Consider the following 16,228-nt stretch of genomic DNA (forward strand, 5'->3'; position numbering starts at 1 on the left):
GGGGGGCGCTAGTTGCCATGATTCAACGGGTTTCCAAGCCCGATCGCTGAATAGTCAGCGACGTCTGGAGCCTATCCCGTCGAAGCGAAGGCCAACAAGGCAGCAAAGTGTTCTAGCGCATCCCCTTACGCAATGTTCGGAGTTTGCCTACAACCTCTGCGGGAGTCATCCGGCATTGCGATGTTTCGCCCTGGTTTGGCGCCTTGAGGCGTTCCGGCAAGCTGGCCCAGCCGTGCTGGAGAACGGGTCGCTCTTGAGTTTTCAGCAGGCGTAAAAAAGCCCCTGCAACCATCAGGCTGCAGGGGCCTTTGATACAACGGCGCTCAGATCACTCGTCGGCGACCTTGTCCTTGCCCTGGCGTTTCTCGATGACGTTGACCAGGCGCTGGGCCAGGGCCGGGTAGTTCTCGTCGAAGTGGTGGCCGCCCGGCAGCTTCATGGCTTCGCCGACGGCGGTCTTGTCGGTGCAACCGCTTTCGTCGACTTCTTCCTCGCCGTAGATACACACCACCTTGGCCGCTGGCAGCTTGGCCATTTCCGGGCCGGTGGCGGCTTCCTTGCCGGCGTTGCCCAGCCAGCCTTCGACTTCGATCTCGAAGCTGCCGGTGCGGGCGAAGGCCAGCAGGATAATGGCGTCGACCCGCTGCTGCTCGGCTTCCGGCAGGCGGTTGTAGATGGCTGGCAACACGTCGGCGCCGAACGAATAGCCGGTCAGCACGAAGCGCTTGGTGCCCCATTTCTGCCGGTAGTGCTGCATCAGTTCGGTCAGGTCGGTGGCGCTCTGTTCCGGGGTCTTGTGCTGCCAGTAGTAGCGCAGGGTGTCGATGCCCACCACCGGGTAGCCGATCTTGGCCATCTCGCCGGCCACGTCGCGGTCCAGGTCGCGCCAGCCGCCGTCACCGGAGAGGAACAGGGTCACGGTGTCCTTGGCCTGGCCGGCCGGCACTTCGACCACCGGGATGTTCAGGCCGCCGTTGTCCGAACCCACCAGCAGCTTGCGCAGCTCGTTGTTCAGTACCTGGGGCAGGTGAATGTCGTAGTCGCTGATGCTGGTGGTGGCATTGGGGGTGTCACGCACGAAGCCGGCGCTTTCGTCATCCGGGTTGTCGTTCCAGGCCACCAGCCAGTGGCCGTGGGCCAGGGTCTTGGGCAATGGATCGGTGCAGCCCGGAGCCGGGTTGATGGTAAAGCCCACCGACACGGCCTGGGCCTTGTCGTCGTTCTGGGTGGCGATCCAGCGCCAGGCCAGGGCGGCGCCAGGGCCGATGCCGCTGACCAGGGTCGCCGGCCCCTTGAGTTGGCCAAGGGCGTTCTGCAGGGCTTGTTGCTGCAGCTTGCAGTCGTCCTTGGGCAGGATCACCTGGACGATCTGCGCCACGCCGCCGCGGCTCAGGGCCATGAGCTGGGTATCGGTCAGGGCTTCGTCGGCGAGGACGGCCACGGCGACCCGGGCCTTGGCCTGGGCGGCCGGGGTGACGCGGGTCAGGGTCGAGCCATCGGTCTGGGCCAGGTGTTCCAGGGTCGGTTGCGGGGCTGGGCGATTCCAGTACCAGTAACCGCCTCCCGCTATCAGGGCAAACACCACCACAGTGGCTAATACATACCGCCAGGAGCGTTGAATCATCAGCGTTTCACCAATCCAGTCAGGCCGCCCGCAATCAGGGCGGCGGTATCGGCCAGTGCCACCAGCGGATCCAGTCCGGCGGGCACGGCCATGTAACGAGGTTCCCAGTCAGGCTGGAATTTGTCTTTGAAACGGCGCAACCCTTGGAAGTTGTACAACTGCTCACCCCGACGGAAAACCATCGATCCAAGGCGCTGGGTCAGTGGCGCGCCACGCCGGGGTTGCAGGCCCGACAGCGGCACCATGCCCAGGCTGAAGCGGGCATACCCATGGTTTTTATAATGCTGGATCAGGCCGACCATCATGAATTCCATGGTCAGCTTGGGAGCCTCCGGGTGGGCGCGCATCAGGTCGAGGCTGGCCAGGTCATGGCTGTGGGTCTCGAGCAGGTTGGCGAAGGCCACCGGACGTCCTTCAAAACGGATGATCGCAATACGGAAATGCTTGAGGTAGTCCTCGCTGAAACGTCCCAGGGAGAAGCCTTTCTCACGGACATTCTTGCCGGTCAACCAGGCGTCGGAAATGACTTTCAGCTCGTCCATCGGCGCATGCCCGGCCTCATGGATTTCCAGCGACAGGCCATCCCGGGTGCCACGGTTCCAGGTGTAGCGCAGGTCCTTCATCTCCTTGCCCTTGGCTTCGAGGTCAAAGCGATTCAGGTCGACCCGGGCTTCTTCGCCGAGCTTGATCGCGGTCAGGCCGATGTCCATGTAGTACGGCAGGTTTTCCGCGCGCACCTGGTAGAACACCGGGCGTGCATGGTGGACGTCGCACAGGTCGCGGAACTGCCAGATCATCTCGGCCCGTTGCTGGGGCGGGCCGATCGGGTCGTACAGCGCCACCAGGCTGCGGCCGCGCCGGGCATACATGAGGAAGGCGTCGTCGTTGGGGTGGAACAGCAGGGCCTTGTCGCCGGTCAGGGACAGGCCGCCATCGGGCTGGGAAGAGGCCATGAGGATCTTCGCCGCGCGGTCCAGTTCCTCGCCATTGGGCAGGTGAATCACCGGGCGTGCGGTGCGCAGCAGCCAGGTCAGGGACACCACCACCAGCAGCACCGCGGCCCCCAGCAGCGAACGCAGGCCCCGCGGGGCGTCGGCGTCGAGGGTGAACTGCCACCACAGCTGATGGCTGTAGGGCACATCCTGATAGGCGAACAGCAGCAACCAGATCGACGCACCCAGTACGCAGACGCTGGCCACCACGTACAGCGGCGAGAACGGCAGTTCGGTGAGGCGGCTTGGCCGGTAGAAGGAGCGCCGGAAGATCGCCAGCAGGCTGGCGGTCAAGGTCATCAGGCTGGCTTCTTCCCAGTCGAAACCCTTGAGCAGTGAGAGCACGGCGCCGACCAGCAGCAGGATGGTGGTGAGTATCCAGGCTGCGGACAGGCGCCGGCGCAGGCCCTGGGCCAGCAGCAGGCAAAGCACTCCGACCAGGCTGGCGCCGAAGTGCGAGGCATCCACCAGGCGGTGCGGGATCAGAAAACCGATGTGTTGCAGGCGGGTGTCGATTTCCGGGGTCACACCGGAAAACAGCAGCACCACGCCGGACAGGAACACCAGCACCGCGAGGATCGGCGCCGCCAGGCCCGAGGCCGCCCGCAGCGATTGACGGGTCTGGAACAGGCGCTGGGCTTCATTGATCAGTAGCAGGACGCAGGCCACCAGCATCGGCAGGATCACGTAGATCAGGCGGTACAGCAGCAAGGCGGCGGCCAGTGGCGCCGCGCCGAGCTTGTCGGCAAAGGCGGCCAGCAGAATCGCTTCGAACACCCCGACGCCGCCGGGGACATGGCTGAGCACGCCGGCCGCCAGGGCCAGCAGGTAGACCAGCAGGAAGGCGCCGAAGGGCGGTGCTTCGGGCAGCAGCAGATACAGCACGGTGGCTGCCGCGGCGACATCGAGGGCGGTGATCAGCAGTTGCAGGAGCGTCAGGCGGCGTCCCGGCAGGCGCAGGGTGCGGCGCCCGGCCTTGACCAGCAGGTTGTCCAGCAATGGCTGTTCGGGCAGGCGGCGCCGGTAGATACCGATGACCAGGATCGCGCAGAGCAGCAGTACGGCGCCGGCAATGCTGGCCAGCAGGCCTTCGGAAAGACGCAGGGCTGCGGACGCGGCGGGCAGGTTACTCAGGGTCGCCAGGGCCGCAAGCGGTGGCAGGGCGCAACCCAGGGACAGGCTGGCGAACAGCGTCATATGGGCGACGTCGCCGGCGCCCACGCCATGCCGGGCATAGAGTCGGTAACGCACCGAACCGCCGGAAAGCAGCGACAGGCCAATGGCGTTGCCGATGGCAAAGGCGGTGAAGCCACCGAGGGCCAGGGTGCGTGGCGGCAGGTTCACCCCGGTGTAGCGGCTGGCGGACCATTCGTAGCCGAGCAGGATGACGAAGCCGACCACGGTTGCGGCCAGGGCGCCGAGCAGGGCCGGTTTAGGCACCTCGAGGATCGAGTCATGCAGGGCATACAGATCCAGCTCGCTGAGCAGGTGGCGACAGGCAATCAGGGCGATGCCGAACAGCAGCAGGGTCACCACCATGCCGATGGGCTGGCGGTATTTGCTCAACAGCTCCAGCCAGTGCAAGCGGGTCGCCGCAACCGGTTGGTTTGCTGTAACGGTATCGGTGTCTTGTGAGTCAGACGAGTTGGCGCGCATCAATCACCTCGTGGATTGTGCGCGACAGGATGGGGGTATCCAGCCAAGTTACCAATCCCTGCAGAAAAAATAGTTTCAAATATTAACGCGTCTCACCATGGCCCTGCGAGCCCGGACGGACCGTGTTTCATGTGGCTGCCTGGGAATGAGCATAGCGGGTCGCAAGGGAGGGGAGAGGTGTCTGACGGTTCATGGCAGATTGCCAGGTCATTGTTGCGAAAAGATTTTTTCGACAGATACAAAAAAGGCCACTCTTTCGAGTGGCCTTTTTTGATGTTTGGTTGCGGGAGCCGGATTTGAACCGACGACCTTCGGGTTATGAGCCCGACGAGCTACCAGGCTGCTCCATCCCGCGTCTGTGTGGCGGCATTCTACAGACGAATGCTGGAGTGTCAACCGTTAATGGCCCATTGAGTCAAATAAGTGTTGAATGGCTCGCAAGGCGGGTTAAGTCCCGGTGTTGCAAAGGGTTTTATTTTTTGCGTGACAACTGTACAAGGCCTGTTGAAAAAGCGGCGCGCACAAAAAAGGCCACTCTTTCGAGTAGCCTTTTTTGATGTTTGGTTGCGGGAGCCGGATTTGAACCGACGACCTTCGGGTTATGAGCCCGACGAGCTACCAGACTGCTCCATCCCGCGTCTGTGTGGCGGCATTCTACAGAGGATTGCCGGCCTGTCAACCGATCAGGCGAAAAAAACTGTTCTTGTTCAATTGCTTAGCTTGAAAAAGCAGCCTTTGAATCGGGCTTGAGGGCATGCTGCACAAGGCTTTCAGCTCTATTGGAGGGCTTTGGCCGATTGAGAAAATAAATTCATCTTCCGATTTTTCTGGCGGCAGACAGGAGAAATCAAACTACTGGTGCTATATACAGTTCTCGGTGAGATACTGTCGCCCTGTTTCGTGATCGACCTCTTGCTTCCATGAACTCCGCCTTTATATGACGCAGCGCAAAATCATCCACATCGACTGCGATTGCTTCTACGCCGCCATCGAAATGCGCGACGACCCGCAATTGGCCGGCAGGCCGATGGCGGTGGGCGGCTCGGCGGAGCGACGCGGGGTGATCGCCACCTGCAACTATGAAGCCCGTGCCTTTGGTGTGCGTTCGGCCATGTCCTCGCGGCATGCGCAGACGCTGTGCCCCGACCTGCTGATCGTCAAGCCGCGCATGGAGGCCTATCGGGAGGCGTCGAAAGAGATTCATACGATCTTTCGCGACTACACCGACCTGATCGAGCCCTTGTCCCTGGATGAGGCCTACCTGGACGTCTCCGACAGCCCCAACTTTGCCGGCAGCGCCACGCGCATCGCCCAGGATATTCGCCGCCGGGTCTCCAACCAGCTGCATATCACGGTGTCGGCCGGGGTGGCGCCGAACAAGTTCCTGGCCAAGATCGCCAGCGACTGGAAAAAGCCTAATGGTCTGTTCGTGATCACCCCGGACCAGGTCGAGGACTTTGTTTCGGCCTTGCCGGTCAACAAGCTGCATGGCGTGGGCAAGGTCACCGCCGACAAGCTGGGGCGCCTGGGCATCGTCAACTGCGAGACGTTGCGCGAATGGAGCAAGCTGGCGCTGGTGCGCGAGTTCGGCAGTTTTGGCGAGCGGTTGTGGAACCTCGCCCGGGGTATCGATGAGCGGCCGGTGCAGAACGACAGCCGCCGGCAGTCCATCAGTGTGGAAAACACCTACGACGTCGATCTGCCCGATCTGCAGAGCTGCCTGGATAAGCTCCCGGAACTGATGCAGACCCTGGCCGGCCGGATCGAGCGAATCGACAGCAGTTATCGTCCGGGCAAGCCCTTCGTCAAAGTGAAGTTCCACGATTTCACCCAGACCACGCTCGAGCAGGCGGGAGCAGGGCGGGACCTGGAGAGTTACCGGCAGCTTTTGACCCAGGCGTTCAAACGCGGGGACAGGCCGGTGCGGCTATTGGGGATTGGTGTGCGTTTGCAGGATCTGCGTGGCGGGCATGAGCAGTTGGAGTTGTTCGGCCGCTCCTGAAAAAAGCATCGCGATCGAGCCCGCTCCTGCAGTGCGAGAGTGGGCTCGCGATGGTTTTCAGATCAATGGGCGCCAGGATCGGCGACCAGGCGGCCGGCGTTCTTGGTCAGCGACTTGAGAAACTCGCTTTGCAGCTCCGGATCGTTGCGGGTCAGCTCGATCAGGCTCTGCTCCAGTTCGCTGGCTTCCTCTTCCAGGCCCAGTTCGGAGAGACGCTTGACCCGGTGTACCCACTGGCTCACTTCGTCGTCTTCGAGGTCGTCGTAGATCAGGTTGTGCGCTTCTTGCAGCTTGCCGCGCAGGGTGTTGCTGATGGCCAGCGACGAGTCGGAATGCACGTCGTCCTGGGCATCCGCGACGCTGATCTGCAGCTTGCCGATGTGGTTCAGGTCCTGCTCGGAAAACGGGCTGTCCAACAGGTTCAGGCGCAGTATGCCGTTGCGGTCGGTGCTCAGCTCATGGGTTTCCTTGCCGGCCTTGACCTGCACCGGACGTTCGCTCCAGGGCAGGCTCGAATACTCCACGCGCTTGTCGCGCTGGACTTCGTCGATGCCCGCCAGGTTCTGCTGCGCCCGACCGTGGGACTGCACGTTCATGAACGGGTTGAGCCCGGCCACGCCGTAGCTGATCCAGTCCTTGGTGACGCTGTCCGGCAGGTTGCCCAGGGCAAACACATTGACCACGTTGGCGCCGATACCGGCGACCACAGCTACCGCGCCCAGCGGGATCTCGTAGAGCTCCCGCCAGGGTTGATAGGGCGTGTAGCGATCGTAGCGACGCGTGACTTCGAACTCGGTGACTTCGAAGGTCTTCTGCTCGTGGATGCGTACCCGGCGTTGCGGCAGCTCAAGCACCTTAGGCTCACCGACATCGATCTGCAGGCTGTGATCGAGCAATTTGCGCTCGACACGTTCCTCGTGCTCGCTGCGTTGCGACATCTGGTTGGCACAGCCGCTGAGCAACAGGGCGCCGCACAAGGCGGCGCCACCGAGGCTTAAGGTGTTTCGCTTGAACATGACTTCTCTATCTGGTTTCAGCGACGGATACGGGCTTGGAGGAAGGACAGCACGTCAGCCACCGGCAGCGCTTGCGCCTCGGCTTCGGTACGGCTCTTGTATTCCAGGTTGCCTTCGGCGAGGCCGCGGTCGCTGACCACGATCCGGTGTGGAATGCCGATCAGCTCCATGTCCGCGAACTTGATGCCCGGGCTGGTCTTCTTGTCGCGGTCGTCCAGCAGCACTTCGAAGCCGGCGGCGGTAAGTTCTGCATACAGCTTGTCGGTGGCTTCGCGAACCTGCTCGGTTTCATAGCGCAGCGGTACCAGGGCGATCTGGAACGGGGCCAGGGCGTCGCTCCAGATGATGCCGTTCTCATCGTTGTTCTGCTCGATGGCCGCAGCCACCACGCGGGACACGCCGATGCCGTAGCAGCCCATTTCCAGGGTGACCGGCTTGCCGTTCTCGCCCAGCACTTCGCACTTCATCGCCTTGCTGTACTTGTTGCCCAGCTGGAAGATGTGCCCGACTTCGATGCCGCGCTTGATTTCCAGGGTGCCCTTGCCGTCCGGGCTCGGGTCGCCGGAGACGACATTGCGCAGGTCGGCCACGGTCGGCACCGGCATGTCGCGTTCCCAGTTGAAGCCGAAATAGTGCTTGTCGTCGACGTTCGCGCCGATACCGAAGTCGCTCATCAGGGCCACCGAACGGTCGATGATGATGGGCAGCGGCAGGTTCAGCGGGCCCAGGGAGCCGGCGCCGGCACCGATGGCGTCACGCAGTTCGGTTTCCGAAGCCATGACCAGCGGGCTGGCGACGCCAGGCTGGTTGGCGGCCTTGATTTCGTTCAGCTCGTGGTCGCCACGGATGATCAGGGCAATCAGCTTGCCGGCTTCCTCGGCGTGCACCACCAGGGTCTTGACGGTCTTTTCGATCGGCAGGTTGTAGCCTTCCACCAACTGCGCGATGGTTTTCGCGTCAGGGGTGTCGACCAGGCGCAGTTCTTCGCTTGGCGCCGGACGCGAGGTTTCCCGTGGCACGGCTTCGGCTTTCTCGATGTTCGCCGCGTAGTCGGAACCATTGCTGAAAACGATGTCGTCTTCGCCGGACTCGGCCAGTACGTGGAACTCGTGTGAGCCGGCGCCGCCGATGGAGCCGTTGTCGGCTTCGACCGGGCGGAACTTCAGGCCCAGGCGGGTGAACACGTTGCAGTAGGCCTGGTGCATGCGGTCATAGGTGACCTGCAGCGATGCCTGGTCGGCGTGGAAGGAGTAGGCGTCCTTCATGATGAACTCGCGACCGCGCATCAGGCCGAAGCGTGGACGGATTTCATCGCGGAATTTGGTCTGGATCTGGTACAGGTTGATCGGCAGCTGCTTGTAGCTGCTCAGCTCGTTGCGGGCCAGATCGGTGATCACTTCTTCGTGGGTCGGGCCGGCGCAGAAGTCGCGACCGTGGCGATCCTTGAAGCGCAGCAGTTCAGGGCCGTACTCCTCCCAGCGACCGGATTCCTGCCACAGTTCAGCCGGCTGCGTGCTCGGCATCAACACTTCAAGCGAGCCGGCGGCGTTCATTTCTTCGCGAACGATGGCTTCGACCTTGCGCATCACCCGCAGGCCCATCGGGAGCCAGGTGTACAGGCCCGAGGCCAGTTTGCGGATCATGCCGGCGCGCAGCATCAGCTGATGGCTGATCACGACCGCATCGGAAGGCGTTTCTTTCTGTGTGGCGAGCAAAAATTGACTGGTGCGCATGGTAGGCCGTTGTCGGTTGCTGAAGACTAGAAATGACGAAGCATTGTACGGGCGAGAACCGTTGGCGTACAGGATTGCGGCCGGGGGAGGTCGGGGCGCCGGATGAATGCCGGCGTGCCCCGGGGTTTCCTAGGGTTCTTCGCTGGCAGTAGCCGCGGGTGGAGTGGCCGGCGGTGTGGCTTCGGGCGCTTCCGGCGGTTCGGCGCGGCGGCTTTCCTGGAACCAGTGCAGGGCGATCAGGATCAGGGTCGGCACGCCGAGCAGGGCGGTGATCAGGAAGAAGTCGTGATAGCCGAACTTTTCCACCATGACCCCCGAATAACCGCCGATCAGGCGCGGCAACAGCAGCATGATCGAGCTGAGCAGGGCGTACTGGGTCGCCGAGAACTTCAGGTTGGTCAGGCTCGACAGGTAGGCGACGAAGGCCGAGGTGGCCAGCCCCGAGCTGAAGTTGTCCAGGGAAATGGTCACCACCAGCATCTGCAGGTTGGGGCCCATGTCGGCCAGCATCAGGAACAACAGGTTGGTCGCGGCCGAGGCGGCGCCACCGATGAACAGGATCGGCAGGATGCCGAAGCGCACGATCAGCAGGCCGCCCATGCCGGCGCCGACCAGGGTCATGATCAGGCCGAAAATCTTGCTGACGCTGGCGATCTGGTCCTTGGTGAAGCCCTGGTCGATGTAGAACACGTTGGCCATCACGCCCATCACCGTGTCCGACATCCGGTAGGTGGCGATCAGGCCCAGCAACAGCAGGGCTTGCCAGCGGTAGCGCAGGATGAAGTCGTTGACCGGGGTCAGCACCGGGGCCAGGCCGCGGCGACCCATGGCCGACAGGCACAGCGCGGTCAGGATGGTGTAGAGAATGGCGCGCAGGAACGCCCGGTCTTCCAGCAACAGGTCCAGCAGGCTGGCGCCTTCGAACAGCACGCTGGCGAAGTCGGTGTTGTACAGCTGGGTGAACATCGCCGGCACGGACACCAGCAGCACGATCAGTACGAACACCGACACCAGCTGGTGCAAGAAGCTGTAGCGCCCGGCCGATAGCTGGGTGCGCAGCGGCACGGGCGGTTCGCGCATGAACAAGGTGGTCAGCAGGGCCGGGATCATCAGCACACCGAACAGCACGTAGGTGCCGGTCCAGGCCGAGTGCTTATAGCTGAAACCGGTGGAGCCGAAACCTTCGGCGAAGAACAGGGCGCCAGCGGTGGCCAGCAGGGCGGCGACGCGGTAGCCGGACATATAGGCGGCGGCCAGGGCGGCCTGGCGGCTGTCTTCGGCGATTTCCAGGCGGTAGGCGTCCACCGCGATGTCCTGGGTGGCAGAAGCGAAGGCGACGATAACGGCAATGGCGATCAGCCAGGACAGGTGCTTTTGCGGATCGCAGAAACCCATGCCGATCAGCCCGAGCAGCACCAGCGATTGCGCCAGGACCAGCCAGGAGCGGCGGCGCCCGAGTTTGCCCAGCAGGGGCAGGCGCCATTGGTCGAGCAAGGGCGACCAGACCCATTTGAAGGCGTAGGCCAGGCCGATCAGGCTGGCGTAGCCAATGGTCTCGCGGGCCACACCGGCTTCGCGCAACCAGACCGAAAGTGTCGAAAACACCAGCATGTAGGGCAGGCCGGCGGCGAAACCAAGCAGCAACAGCACGAGCGTCGAGGGGCTGGCATAGGCGGCGAGCGCGGCGCGCCAGGTTTTACGGGGCATGGGCTGGAGTCTGCCTCAAGAATTACGGAAACAAAGCGCGCACTCTAACCGCTGTGCTCTACCGGACGCCAGCCATGGCGCCGAATATCCACACGATTGTTCAGGATCGAGACACCTTCCATGCGCAGTCGCGCGCGCTGTTCGTCGCCCGATGCACTGCCCACGGGCAGGCTGATGCGCCCGCCCGCACCCAGTACACGGTGCCAGGGCAGGGTGGTGTCGGCGGGCAGTTGGCTGAGGGTCCGTCCCACCCAGCGTGCGGCGCGACCCAGGCCCGCCATTTCCGCCAGTTGCCCATAGCTGACTACCTTGCCTTCCGGGACTTGGGCCAGGGTCAGGTAGAGCGCCGTGCGTCGGATTTCGGCAGGGCTTTGGTCGGCGTCGAGCGGTTCGATCACGTTCGGGGTTCCTGATGCAGGCTTGTAAACCGTCTGTAGGACAAAGGGTTTATTAACCGTTGAGGATTGAACTCACTATAGATAGTCGAGTCATTCGCTACCTGAGGTTTTATTCATGTGGATAATGCCGGTTTTTTTCGCAAACTCGAGTCCTGTATCTGTTTATGTTGTCCAGAACCCTGCTGTGCCTTGCCGTTTTCAGTGCCTCCACGCCTTTGCTCGCCGATACCGTCTGGTTGAAGAACGGTGACCGTCTGAGCGGCAAGATCAAAGTGTTCGATGGTGGCAAGTTACTGATCCAGACCGAGTATGCCGGGGCCATCCCGATCGACTGGAAGCAGGTCAAGACGCTGGAGAGCGATCAGGAACTGCTGGTCAAGCAGGATGCCTACACCGGCGAGAAGGCCAAATCCCTGCACGCGGCGGAGGACGGCAAGGTCACCCTGGCCAATGGCGAGGCGCCGAAGACTGTCGAGCTGGCGAGCATCCAGCAGATCATGAAGCCAAAGCCGGTGGTCGAGGACCTGGTGTGGAAGGGCAACGTCGACATGGCGCTGGATTATCAGCGGGCGGACAAGGACACCGACGACTACGACATCGACTTCAAGACCTCGGCGCGCCACGGCAAATGGCGACACACGGCGGAAGGCGAGTACAACCGCGAATTCCAGAACGATGTCGTCACCACCGACAACTGGCGCGGCGAATACGCACTGGACCGCTTCCTCACCGATAAGTGGTTCTGGCAAGGGCGGCTGAACTACAAGCGTGACAAGGTCGAGGATTTGGCCCGCCAGCGTGTGGTGGGTACCGGTCCGGGTTACCAGTTCTGGGATAACGAACTGGGGGCGTTCTCCCTGGGGTCGCTGCTCAACCGCACCGACTACGAGTACAAGGACGGCGGCAAGGACAACTTCTATTCCCTGGCGATGAAGTGGGACTACAACCGTTACCTGATTGGCAAGCGGGTCGAGCTGTTTACCAATGGCGAGGTGGGCAGGCCGTTGTCCAATATTGCCGATTATGCCCTGGATGCCGAGATCGGCCTGCGCTACAAGGTCACGGAGTGGGCATCGCTCAACCTCAAGGCCGAACGGGACATCATCAGCGGCACCAAGGACAGCGACGTCAACAAGACCCGTTATACCGCGGGGTTTGGCGTGGCTTGGTGACGTCGCTGATCCTGAATGAACAAGTCCCGCGGTTTGAGCCGGCGGGACTGTCTAGAGGGGGGCGGTATTCAGTAGCGCTGTGTTATGTCCGGCTCAACTGCATGCGCCTTGACGGGCACCTGCCTGGTACTGGCATTCGCTCTGCAGGCTGCCGTCTTTGTTCCAGAAGCGCATCCAGCCTTGTTCCTGGCCATCAAGGTAATCCGTGGATGACTTCATCTGACCGTTTTCGTACCAGGTAACCGCAGGACCTTGCAGTTTTGCGTCCTTGTAGAGCTTGTGGTCCTTGAGCCGGCCATTGTCGTACCACTCCCTGAAATCACCCTGCTCGCGGTGCTGTTCATCCCATTGCCACTCAAGCGTCTGCACGCCCTGTTCGTTCCACAGGGCATAGCTGCGCTGGGTGCCGTGTTCGTCGTTGAATTGCTTCTGCTTTACCTTGCCGTTGGGGTGGTACTCGACCTGCCAGCCCACGGGCTGGTTGTCGACGTAATCGACGGTGCCTTCCAGGGTGCCATCAGGGTAGTAGGACGGGCTTGGCCCGACTTTATTGCCTGCAACGAACTGTCCGCTGTTTTTCAGTCGACCGTCCGGGTAGTAGCTGGTAATTGGACCGTCCAGCAGATTTGCCCGGTAGTTGATACGGCCGACCAGCTTGCCGTTCTCGTCGTACTCCAGGTATTCGCCGTCGACGCGTTTGTCCTGGTGCCAGTTATAGGATTCGGCGACTTTCCCATTGTCGTGGTAGGTGGTTTGCCAGCCCTCGAGGAGATCGTCCAGATAGTTCGAGCGTTCAATCACGACACCGCTCTCGGAGTAGGTCAGAACCTCTCCCTGACGTTTGCCATTGACGTCATAGCCAATGCTCTGGCCGACCTGGCCGTCCGGATAGTAGGTTTTCGAGGCGTGAACGGCCTTGCCTGAAACGAAGTCCTCGGCGTTGACAAAATAGTCCCGGCGCAGGGTGCCCGATTCGACGTAGAAGACTTTCGCGTGCCAGGCTTTTTGCCGCTTGTCGTAGCTCATCGGCATCGTCAGGTAGTACGAGGCCAGGCCTCGGCCTGTTGGCGCATACCGCTCGTCGAGATAGAGCTTGCCGTCGACCAGGGATGCCGTCAGGTCGCTGCACTCCTGAGGGGTACAGGGCCGAACTTTTTCGAAAAAGGCGCGCTTTCCGTCGCACTCCGAAAGGGTCAGCAACAGCGGGATCTGCTGATCGATCAGTTGCTGGATTTCTCCCAGGGCTCTAGAGAATGATTGTTCGGGGATGCCTGCGGATTCTGGCGTGAGATAGACCTCGTTGCTCCCACAGCGATGGGCGCTGGAAAGCTCCAGCAGCACCGCGAGCCGCAGCTGAGGTTGTTGTTTCGAATCCATGGCAATGTAGCTGGAGCCTCTATCCATGCTGACGATGATCGTCGGATGGTCGGGACGGGGTGTGGCGTTGAGTGTGAGAGGGAGGGTGAATGTAAGCACCGCTGCGCTCAACAACTTCCAGTGTTTGAACGGCATCCTGCTGTTTCCGTGTAATTGTCCGGGGGCGAATCATATAGCCAGGGCGCTGTTAGGCAAAAACACCTGGGCACAAAAAAGCCCCGCTTCGAGGGCGGGGCTTTTTTACTGTTTCAGTACAAGTTAGATAACTTGAACTTCTTCAGCTTGCATGCCTTTCTGACCGCGGGTAGCGATGAAAGAAACCTGTTGGCCTTCTTTCAGGCTTTTGAAGCCGTCGGATTGGATAGCTTTGAAGTGTACGAACAGGTCGTCACCGGATTGTGGAGTGATGAAGCCGAAGCCTTTTTCATCGTTGAACCACTTAACGGTACCGGTTTGGCGATTAGACATGGTGTATCTCCTTGGACAAAGTTAACTGCGACTCAGGAAAAGCCCTGGCCGAGACTGAGTGCAAAGAGCAGGAAAAATTCTTGGAGATGGTTGGATCGAAATTCAACATCGTGTAGAGATTCTCAGTGACACAAGCAGCACAGTGGCGCCACCTTAACCCTTTTTCCGGAACCTGCCAATGTTCTTTGCGAAGGATTCGCGCTTTTAGTGACTGGCGGTGCCGTATATACCCTCCAGCCCGCAAGTATTGCGGCTTTCAGCGAGAAAAGCGGCCCGGACTTTGAACCCGCAGGCGCACCCCGGTAAGATGCCGGACAGAATTTTTCCACCTCGCTATTTCAGGACACCCGCCATGAGCATCAAATCGGACAAGTGGATTCGCCGCATGGCGCAAGAGCACGGCATGATCGAACCTTTCGTGGAGCGCCAGATGCGTGGCGAAGGCTCAGAACGGCTGATTTCCTTCGGTGTGTCGAGCTACGGCTACGATGTGCGTTGCGCCGATGAATTCAAGGTGTTCACCAACATCAATTCGGCCACCGTCGATCCGAAAAACTTCGACGCCGGCAGCTTCGTCGACATCAAGAGCGACGTGTGCATCATTCCGCCGAACTCCTTCGCCCTGGCCCGCACCGTCGAGTACTTCCGCATTCCACGCAACGTGCTGACCATCTGCCTGGGTAAAAGCACCTACGCCCGTTGCGGCATCATCGTCAACGTCACCCCCCTCGAGCCTGAGTGGGAAGGCCATGTGACGCTGGAGTTCTCCAACACCACCACCTTGCCGGCGAAGATCTACGCCAACGAAGGCGTGGCGCAGATGCTGTTCCTGGAGTCCGACGAAGAGTGCGAAGTGTCCTACAAGGACCGTGGCGGCAAGTACCAGGGCCAGCGTGGCGTGACCCTGCCGCGTACCTGAGTTTGTCGTCTGACGAATAGCGGGAATTCCTCAGCGGGCAGATACTCTAACCAGAGGACTGCCCCGGTTTGCGCACAGTGGACCGTGCTTAGCTCAGGAGTGCCCCATGAAGATCGATCCGCTTATAAGCGCCACACTTGCCAGACTTGAGCCCAATCAGGTCGGCGTCCTGGCCTGGTCACTGCTGGCGCACCCCAGTGTGGCAGGCGGCATTCCCGGTCAGCCCGACCCGGATACCCCGCAACCCGCCGAGCCGACCGAACCTGGCGAGCCGACCTTGCCGGACGAGCCTCCTCCCGCTCCTGTCGCCTGATTGACGCCCCCCCCCAGAAAAAGGCCAGCCCGCCGGACTCCATCGAGGTCCCGGCGAGCTGGCCTTTATCCATAGAGGTGCCAGGCTTACTTCAGGTTACCGCTGAGGAACTGCTGCAAGCGCTCGCTCTTCGGATTGCCCAGCACTTCTTCCGGTGCGCCTTCCTCTTCCACCAGGCCCTTGTGCAGGAACAGCACCTGGCTGGACACCTTGCGGGCGAAACTCATTTCGTGGGTGACCATGATCATGGTCCGGCCTTCCTCGGCCAGGCCCTGGATCACCTTGAGCACTTCGCCCACCAGCTCCGGATCGAGGGCCGAGGTGGGTTCGTCGAACAGCATCACTTCCGGTTCCATCGCCAACGCCCGGGCAATCGCCACCCGCTGTTGCTGGCCACCGGAGAGAAAGGCCGGGTACTGGCCGGCCACCCGGGCGGGCAGGCCGACCTTGTCCAGGTAACGCCGGGCGCGCTCCTCGGCGTCCTTCTTGCTGACCCCCAGCACTCGGCGCGGGGCCATGGTGATGTTCTCCAGCACCGTCATGTGGCTCCACAGGTTGAAATGCTGGAACACCATGGCCAGGCGGGTGCGAATCCGCTGCAGCTCGTCGGCGTCGGCCACGTGCATGCCGTGGCGGTCCTTGACCATGCGGATCGGCTGGCCGTCCAGGCTCATGGCGCCGTCGTCCGGGATTTCCAGGAAATTGATGCAGCGCAGAAAGGTACTTTTGCCCGAGCCGCTGGCGCCGATCAGGCTGATGACGTCGCCGGTCTTCGCCTTGAGCGAAACACCTTTGAGCACTTCATTGTCGCCATAGCATTTATGCAGGCCTTCAATGGTCAGTTTGTACAT

13 protein-coding genes and 2 tRNA genes are annotated in these 16,228 nt (G+C 61.5%); 4 read left to right on the forward strand and 11 right to left on the reverse strand.

Translation table 11 applies throughout. The features are described from left to right. Positions 1 to 328: 328 nt before the first annotated feature. The 4 genes from IF690_RS07155 to IF690_RS07170 all read right to left on the reverse strand — a co-directional run bounded on the left by IF690_RS07155 (position 329) and on the right by IF690_RS07170 (position 4,910). The gene (locus IF690_RS07155) at positions 329 to 1,624 is read right to left on the reverse strand and encodes a virulence factor family protein (RefSeq protein WP_202699535.1); all 1,296 of its coding nucleotides are present in this window, start codon (positions 1,622 to 1,624) and stop codon (positions 329 to 331) included. Further along, positions 1,624 to 4,272 carry a bifunctional lysylphosphatidylglycerol flippase/synthetase MprF gene (gene mprF, locus IF690_RS07160; protein ID WP_202699536.1) on the reverse strand — a complete coding sequence of 883 codons (2,649 nt, stop codon included), beginning with the start codon at positions 4,270 to 4,272 and terminating at the stop codon, positions 1,624 to 1,626. The genes IF690_RS07155 and mprF overlap by 1 nt, the downstream gene beginning before the upstream one ends. A 278-nt stretch (positions 4,273 to 4,550) precedes the next feature. Continuing rightward, positions 4,551 to 4,627 (reverse strand) — tRNA-Met (locus IF690_RS07165). Positions 4,628 to 4,833: 206 nt separating this feature from the next. Next, positions 4,834 to 4,910: transfer RNA gene (locus tag IF690_RS07170), tRNA-Met, on the reverse strand. Positions 4,911 to 5,209: 299 nt separating this feature from the next. Here IF690_RS07170 and dinB point away from each other — a divergent pair. After that, positions 5,210 to 6,274: a DNA polymerase IV gene (gene dinB, locus IF690_RS07175; RefSeq protein WP_202699537.1), complete on the forward strand. Its 1,065-nt coding sequence runs from the start codon at positions 5,210 to 5,212 to the stop codon at positions 6,272 to 6,274. 62 nt (positions 6,275 to 6,336) lie between these two features. Here the strand turns inward: dinB and IF690_RS07180 are convergent, their stop codons facing one another. From IF690_RS07180 to IF690_RS07195, 4 genes are all read right to left on the reverse strand, one after another. Beyond that, positions 6,337 to 7,290 (reverse strand): hypothetical protein, encoded by a 954-nt coding sequence (locus IF690_RS07180; protein WP_202699538.1) that lies wholly within the window; start codon positions 7,288 to 7,290, stop codon positions 6,337 to 6,339. A gap of 17 nt (positions 7,291 to 7,307) precedes the next feature. Beyond that, positions 7,308 to 9,023 (reverse strand): proline--tRNA ligase, encoded by a 1,716-nt coding sequence (locus tag IF690_RS07185; RefSeq protein WP_202699539.1) that lies wholly within the window; start codon positions 9,021 to 9,023, stop codon positions 7,308 to 7,310. 129 nt (positions 9,024 to 9,152) lie between these two features. Next, a complete protein-coding gene (locus IF690_RS07190; protein ID WP_202699540.1) occupies positions 9,153 to 10,730 on the reverse strand; it encodes an AmpG family muropeptide MFS transporter in 1,578 nt (525 codons plus the stop codon). 44 nt (positions 10,731 to 10,774) lie between these two features. Further along, a complete protein-coding gene (locus IF690_RS07195) occupies positions 10,775 to 11,128 on the reverse strand; it encodes an MGMT family protein (protein ID WP_009042455.1) in 354 nt (117 codons plus the stop codon). 164 nt (positions 11,129 to 11,292) lie between these two features. On the opposite strand from IF690_RS07195, the gene IF690_RS07200 reads away from it, so the two are divergent. Next, positions 11,293 to 12,300 (forward strand): DUF481 domain-containing protein, encoded by a 1,008-nt coding sequence (locus tag IF690_RS07200; protein ID WP_202699541.1) that lies wholly within the window; start codon positions 11,293 to 11,295, stop codon positions 12,298 to 12,300. A gap of 93 nt (positions 12,301 to 12,393) precedes the next feature. On the opposite strand, the gene IF690_RS07205 is transcribed toward IF690_RS07200, so the two are convergent. Together IF690_RS07205 and IF690_RS07210 are read right to left on the reverse strand one after the other, a co-directional pair. Continuing rightward, positions 12,394 to 13,812: a toxin-antitoxin system YwqK family antitoxin gene (locus tag IF690_RS07205; protein WP_202699542.1), complete on the reverse strand. Its 1,419-nt coding sequence runs from the start codon at positions 13,810 to 13,812 to the stop codon at positions 12,394 to 12,396. A 123-nt stretch (positions 13,813 to 13,935) separates the two neighbouring features. Beyond that, entirely contained in the window at positions 13,936 to 14,145 is a 210-nt protein-coding gene (locus IF690_RS07210) for a cold-shock protein (RefSeq protein ID WP_002554837.1), read from the reverse strand. Between the two features lie 352 nt (positions 14,146 to 14,497). On the opposite strand from IF690_RS07210, the gene dcd reads away from it, so the two are divergent. After that, positions 14,498 to 15,064 carry a dCTP deaminase gene (dcd, locus tag IF690_RS07215; protein WP_062823490.1) on the forward strand — a complete coding sequence of 189 codons (567 nt, stop codon included), beginning with the start codon at positions 14,498 to 14,500 and terminating at the stop codon, positions 15,062 to 15,064. 106 nt (positions 15,065 to 15,170) lie between these two features. Next, positions 15,171 to 15,377, forward strand: a complete 207-nt coding sequence (locus IF690_RS07220) for a hypothetical protein (protein ID WP_016702032.1) — start codon at positions 15,171 to 15,173, stop codon at positions 15,375 to 15,377. An 86-nt stretch (positions 15,378 to 15,463) separates the two neighbouring features. Here the strand turns inward: IF690_RS07220 and IF690_RS07225 are convergent, their stop codons facing one another. After that, on the reverse strand, positions 15,464 to 16,228 hold the full coding sequence (locus IF690_RS07225; RefSeq protein WP_202699543.1) for an ABC transporter ATP-binding protein: 765 nt from the start codon (positions 16,226 to 16,228) through the stop codon (positions 15,464 to 15,466).

It is taken from the genome of Pseudomonas sp. SK3(2021), assembly GCF_016772375.1.
GTDB classification, from domain to species: domain Bacteria; phylum Pseudomonadota; class Gammaproteobacteria; order Pseudomonadales; family Pseudomonadaceae; genus Aquipseudomonas; species Aquipseudomonas chlororaphis_I.

Coding starts and splice junctions, on each gene's coding strand:
- IF690_RS07155 (WP_202699535.1), bottom strand. CDS start 1,624: ATGATTCAACGCTCCTGGCGGTATGTATTAGCCACTGTGGTGGTGTTT.
- mprF (WP_202699536.1), bottom strand. CDS start 4,272: ATGCGCGCCAACTCGTCTGACTCACAAGACACCGATACCGTTACAGCA.
- dinB (WP_202699537.1), top strand. CDS start 5,210: ATGACGCAGCGCAAAATCATCCACATCGACTGCGATTGCTTCTACGCC.
- IF690_RS07180 (WP_202699538.1), bottom strand. CDS start 7,290: ATGTTCAAGCGAAACACCTTAAGCCTCGGTGGCGCCGCCTTGTGCGGC.
- IF690_RS07185 (WP_202699539.1), bottom strand. CDS start 9,023: ATGCGCACCAGTCAATTTTTGCTCGCCACACAGAAAGAAACGCCTTCC.
- IF690_RS07190 (WP_202699540.1), bottom strand. CDS start 10,730: ATGCCCCGTAAAACCTGGCGCGCCGCGCTCGCCGCCTATGCCAGCCCC.
- IF690_RS07200 (WP_202699541.1), top strand. CDS start 11,293: ATGTTGTCCAGAACCCTGCTGTGCCTTGCCGTTTTCAGTGCCTCCACG.
- IF690_RS07205 (WP_202699542.1), bottom strand. CDS start 13,812: ATGCCGTTCAAACACTGGAAGTTGTTGAGCGCAGCGGTGCTTACATTC.
- IF690_RS07210 (WP_002554837.1), bottom strand. CDS start 14,145: ATGTCTAATCGCCAAACCGGTACCGTTAAGTGGTTCAACGATGAAAAA.
- dcd (WP_062823490.1), top strand. CDS start 14,498: ATGAGCATCAAATCGGACAAGTGGATTCGCCGCATGGCGCAAGAGCAC.
- IF690_RS07220 (WP_016702032.1), top strand. CDS start 15,171: ATGAAGATCGATCCGCTTATAAGCGCCACACTTGCCAGACTTGAGCCC.
- IF690_RS07225 (WP_202699543.1), bottom strand. CDS start 16,228: ATGTACAAACTGACCATTGAAGGCCTGCATAAATGCTATGGCGACAAT.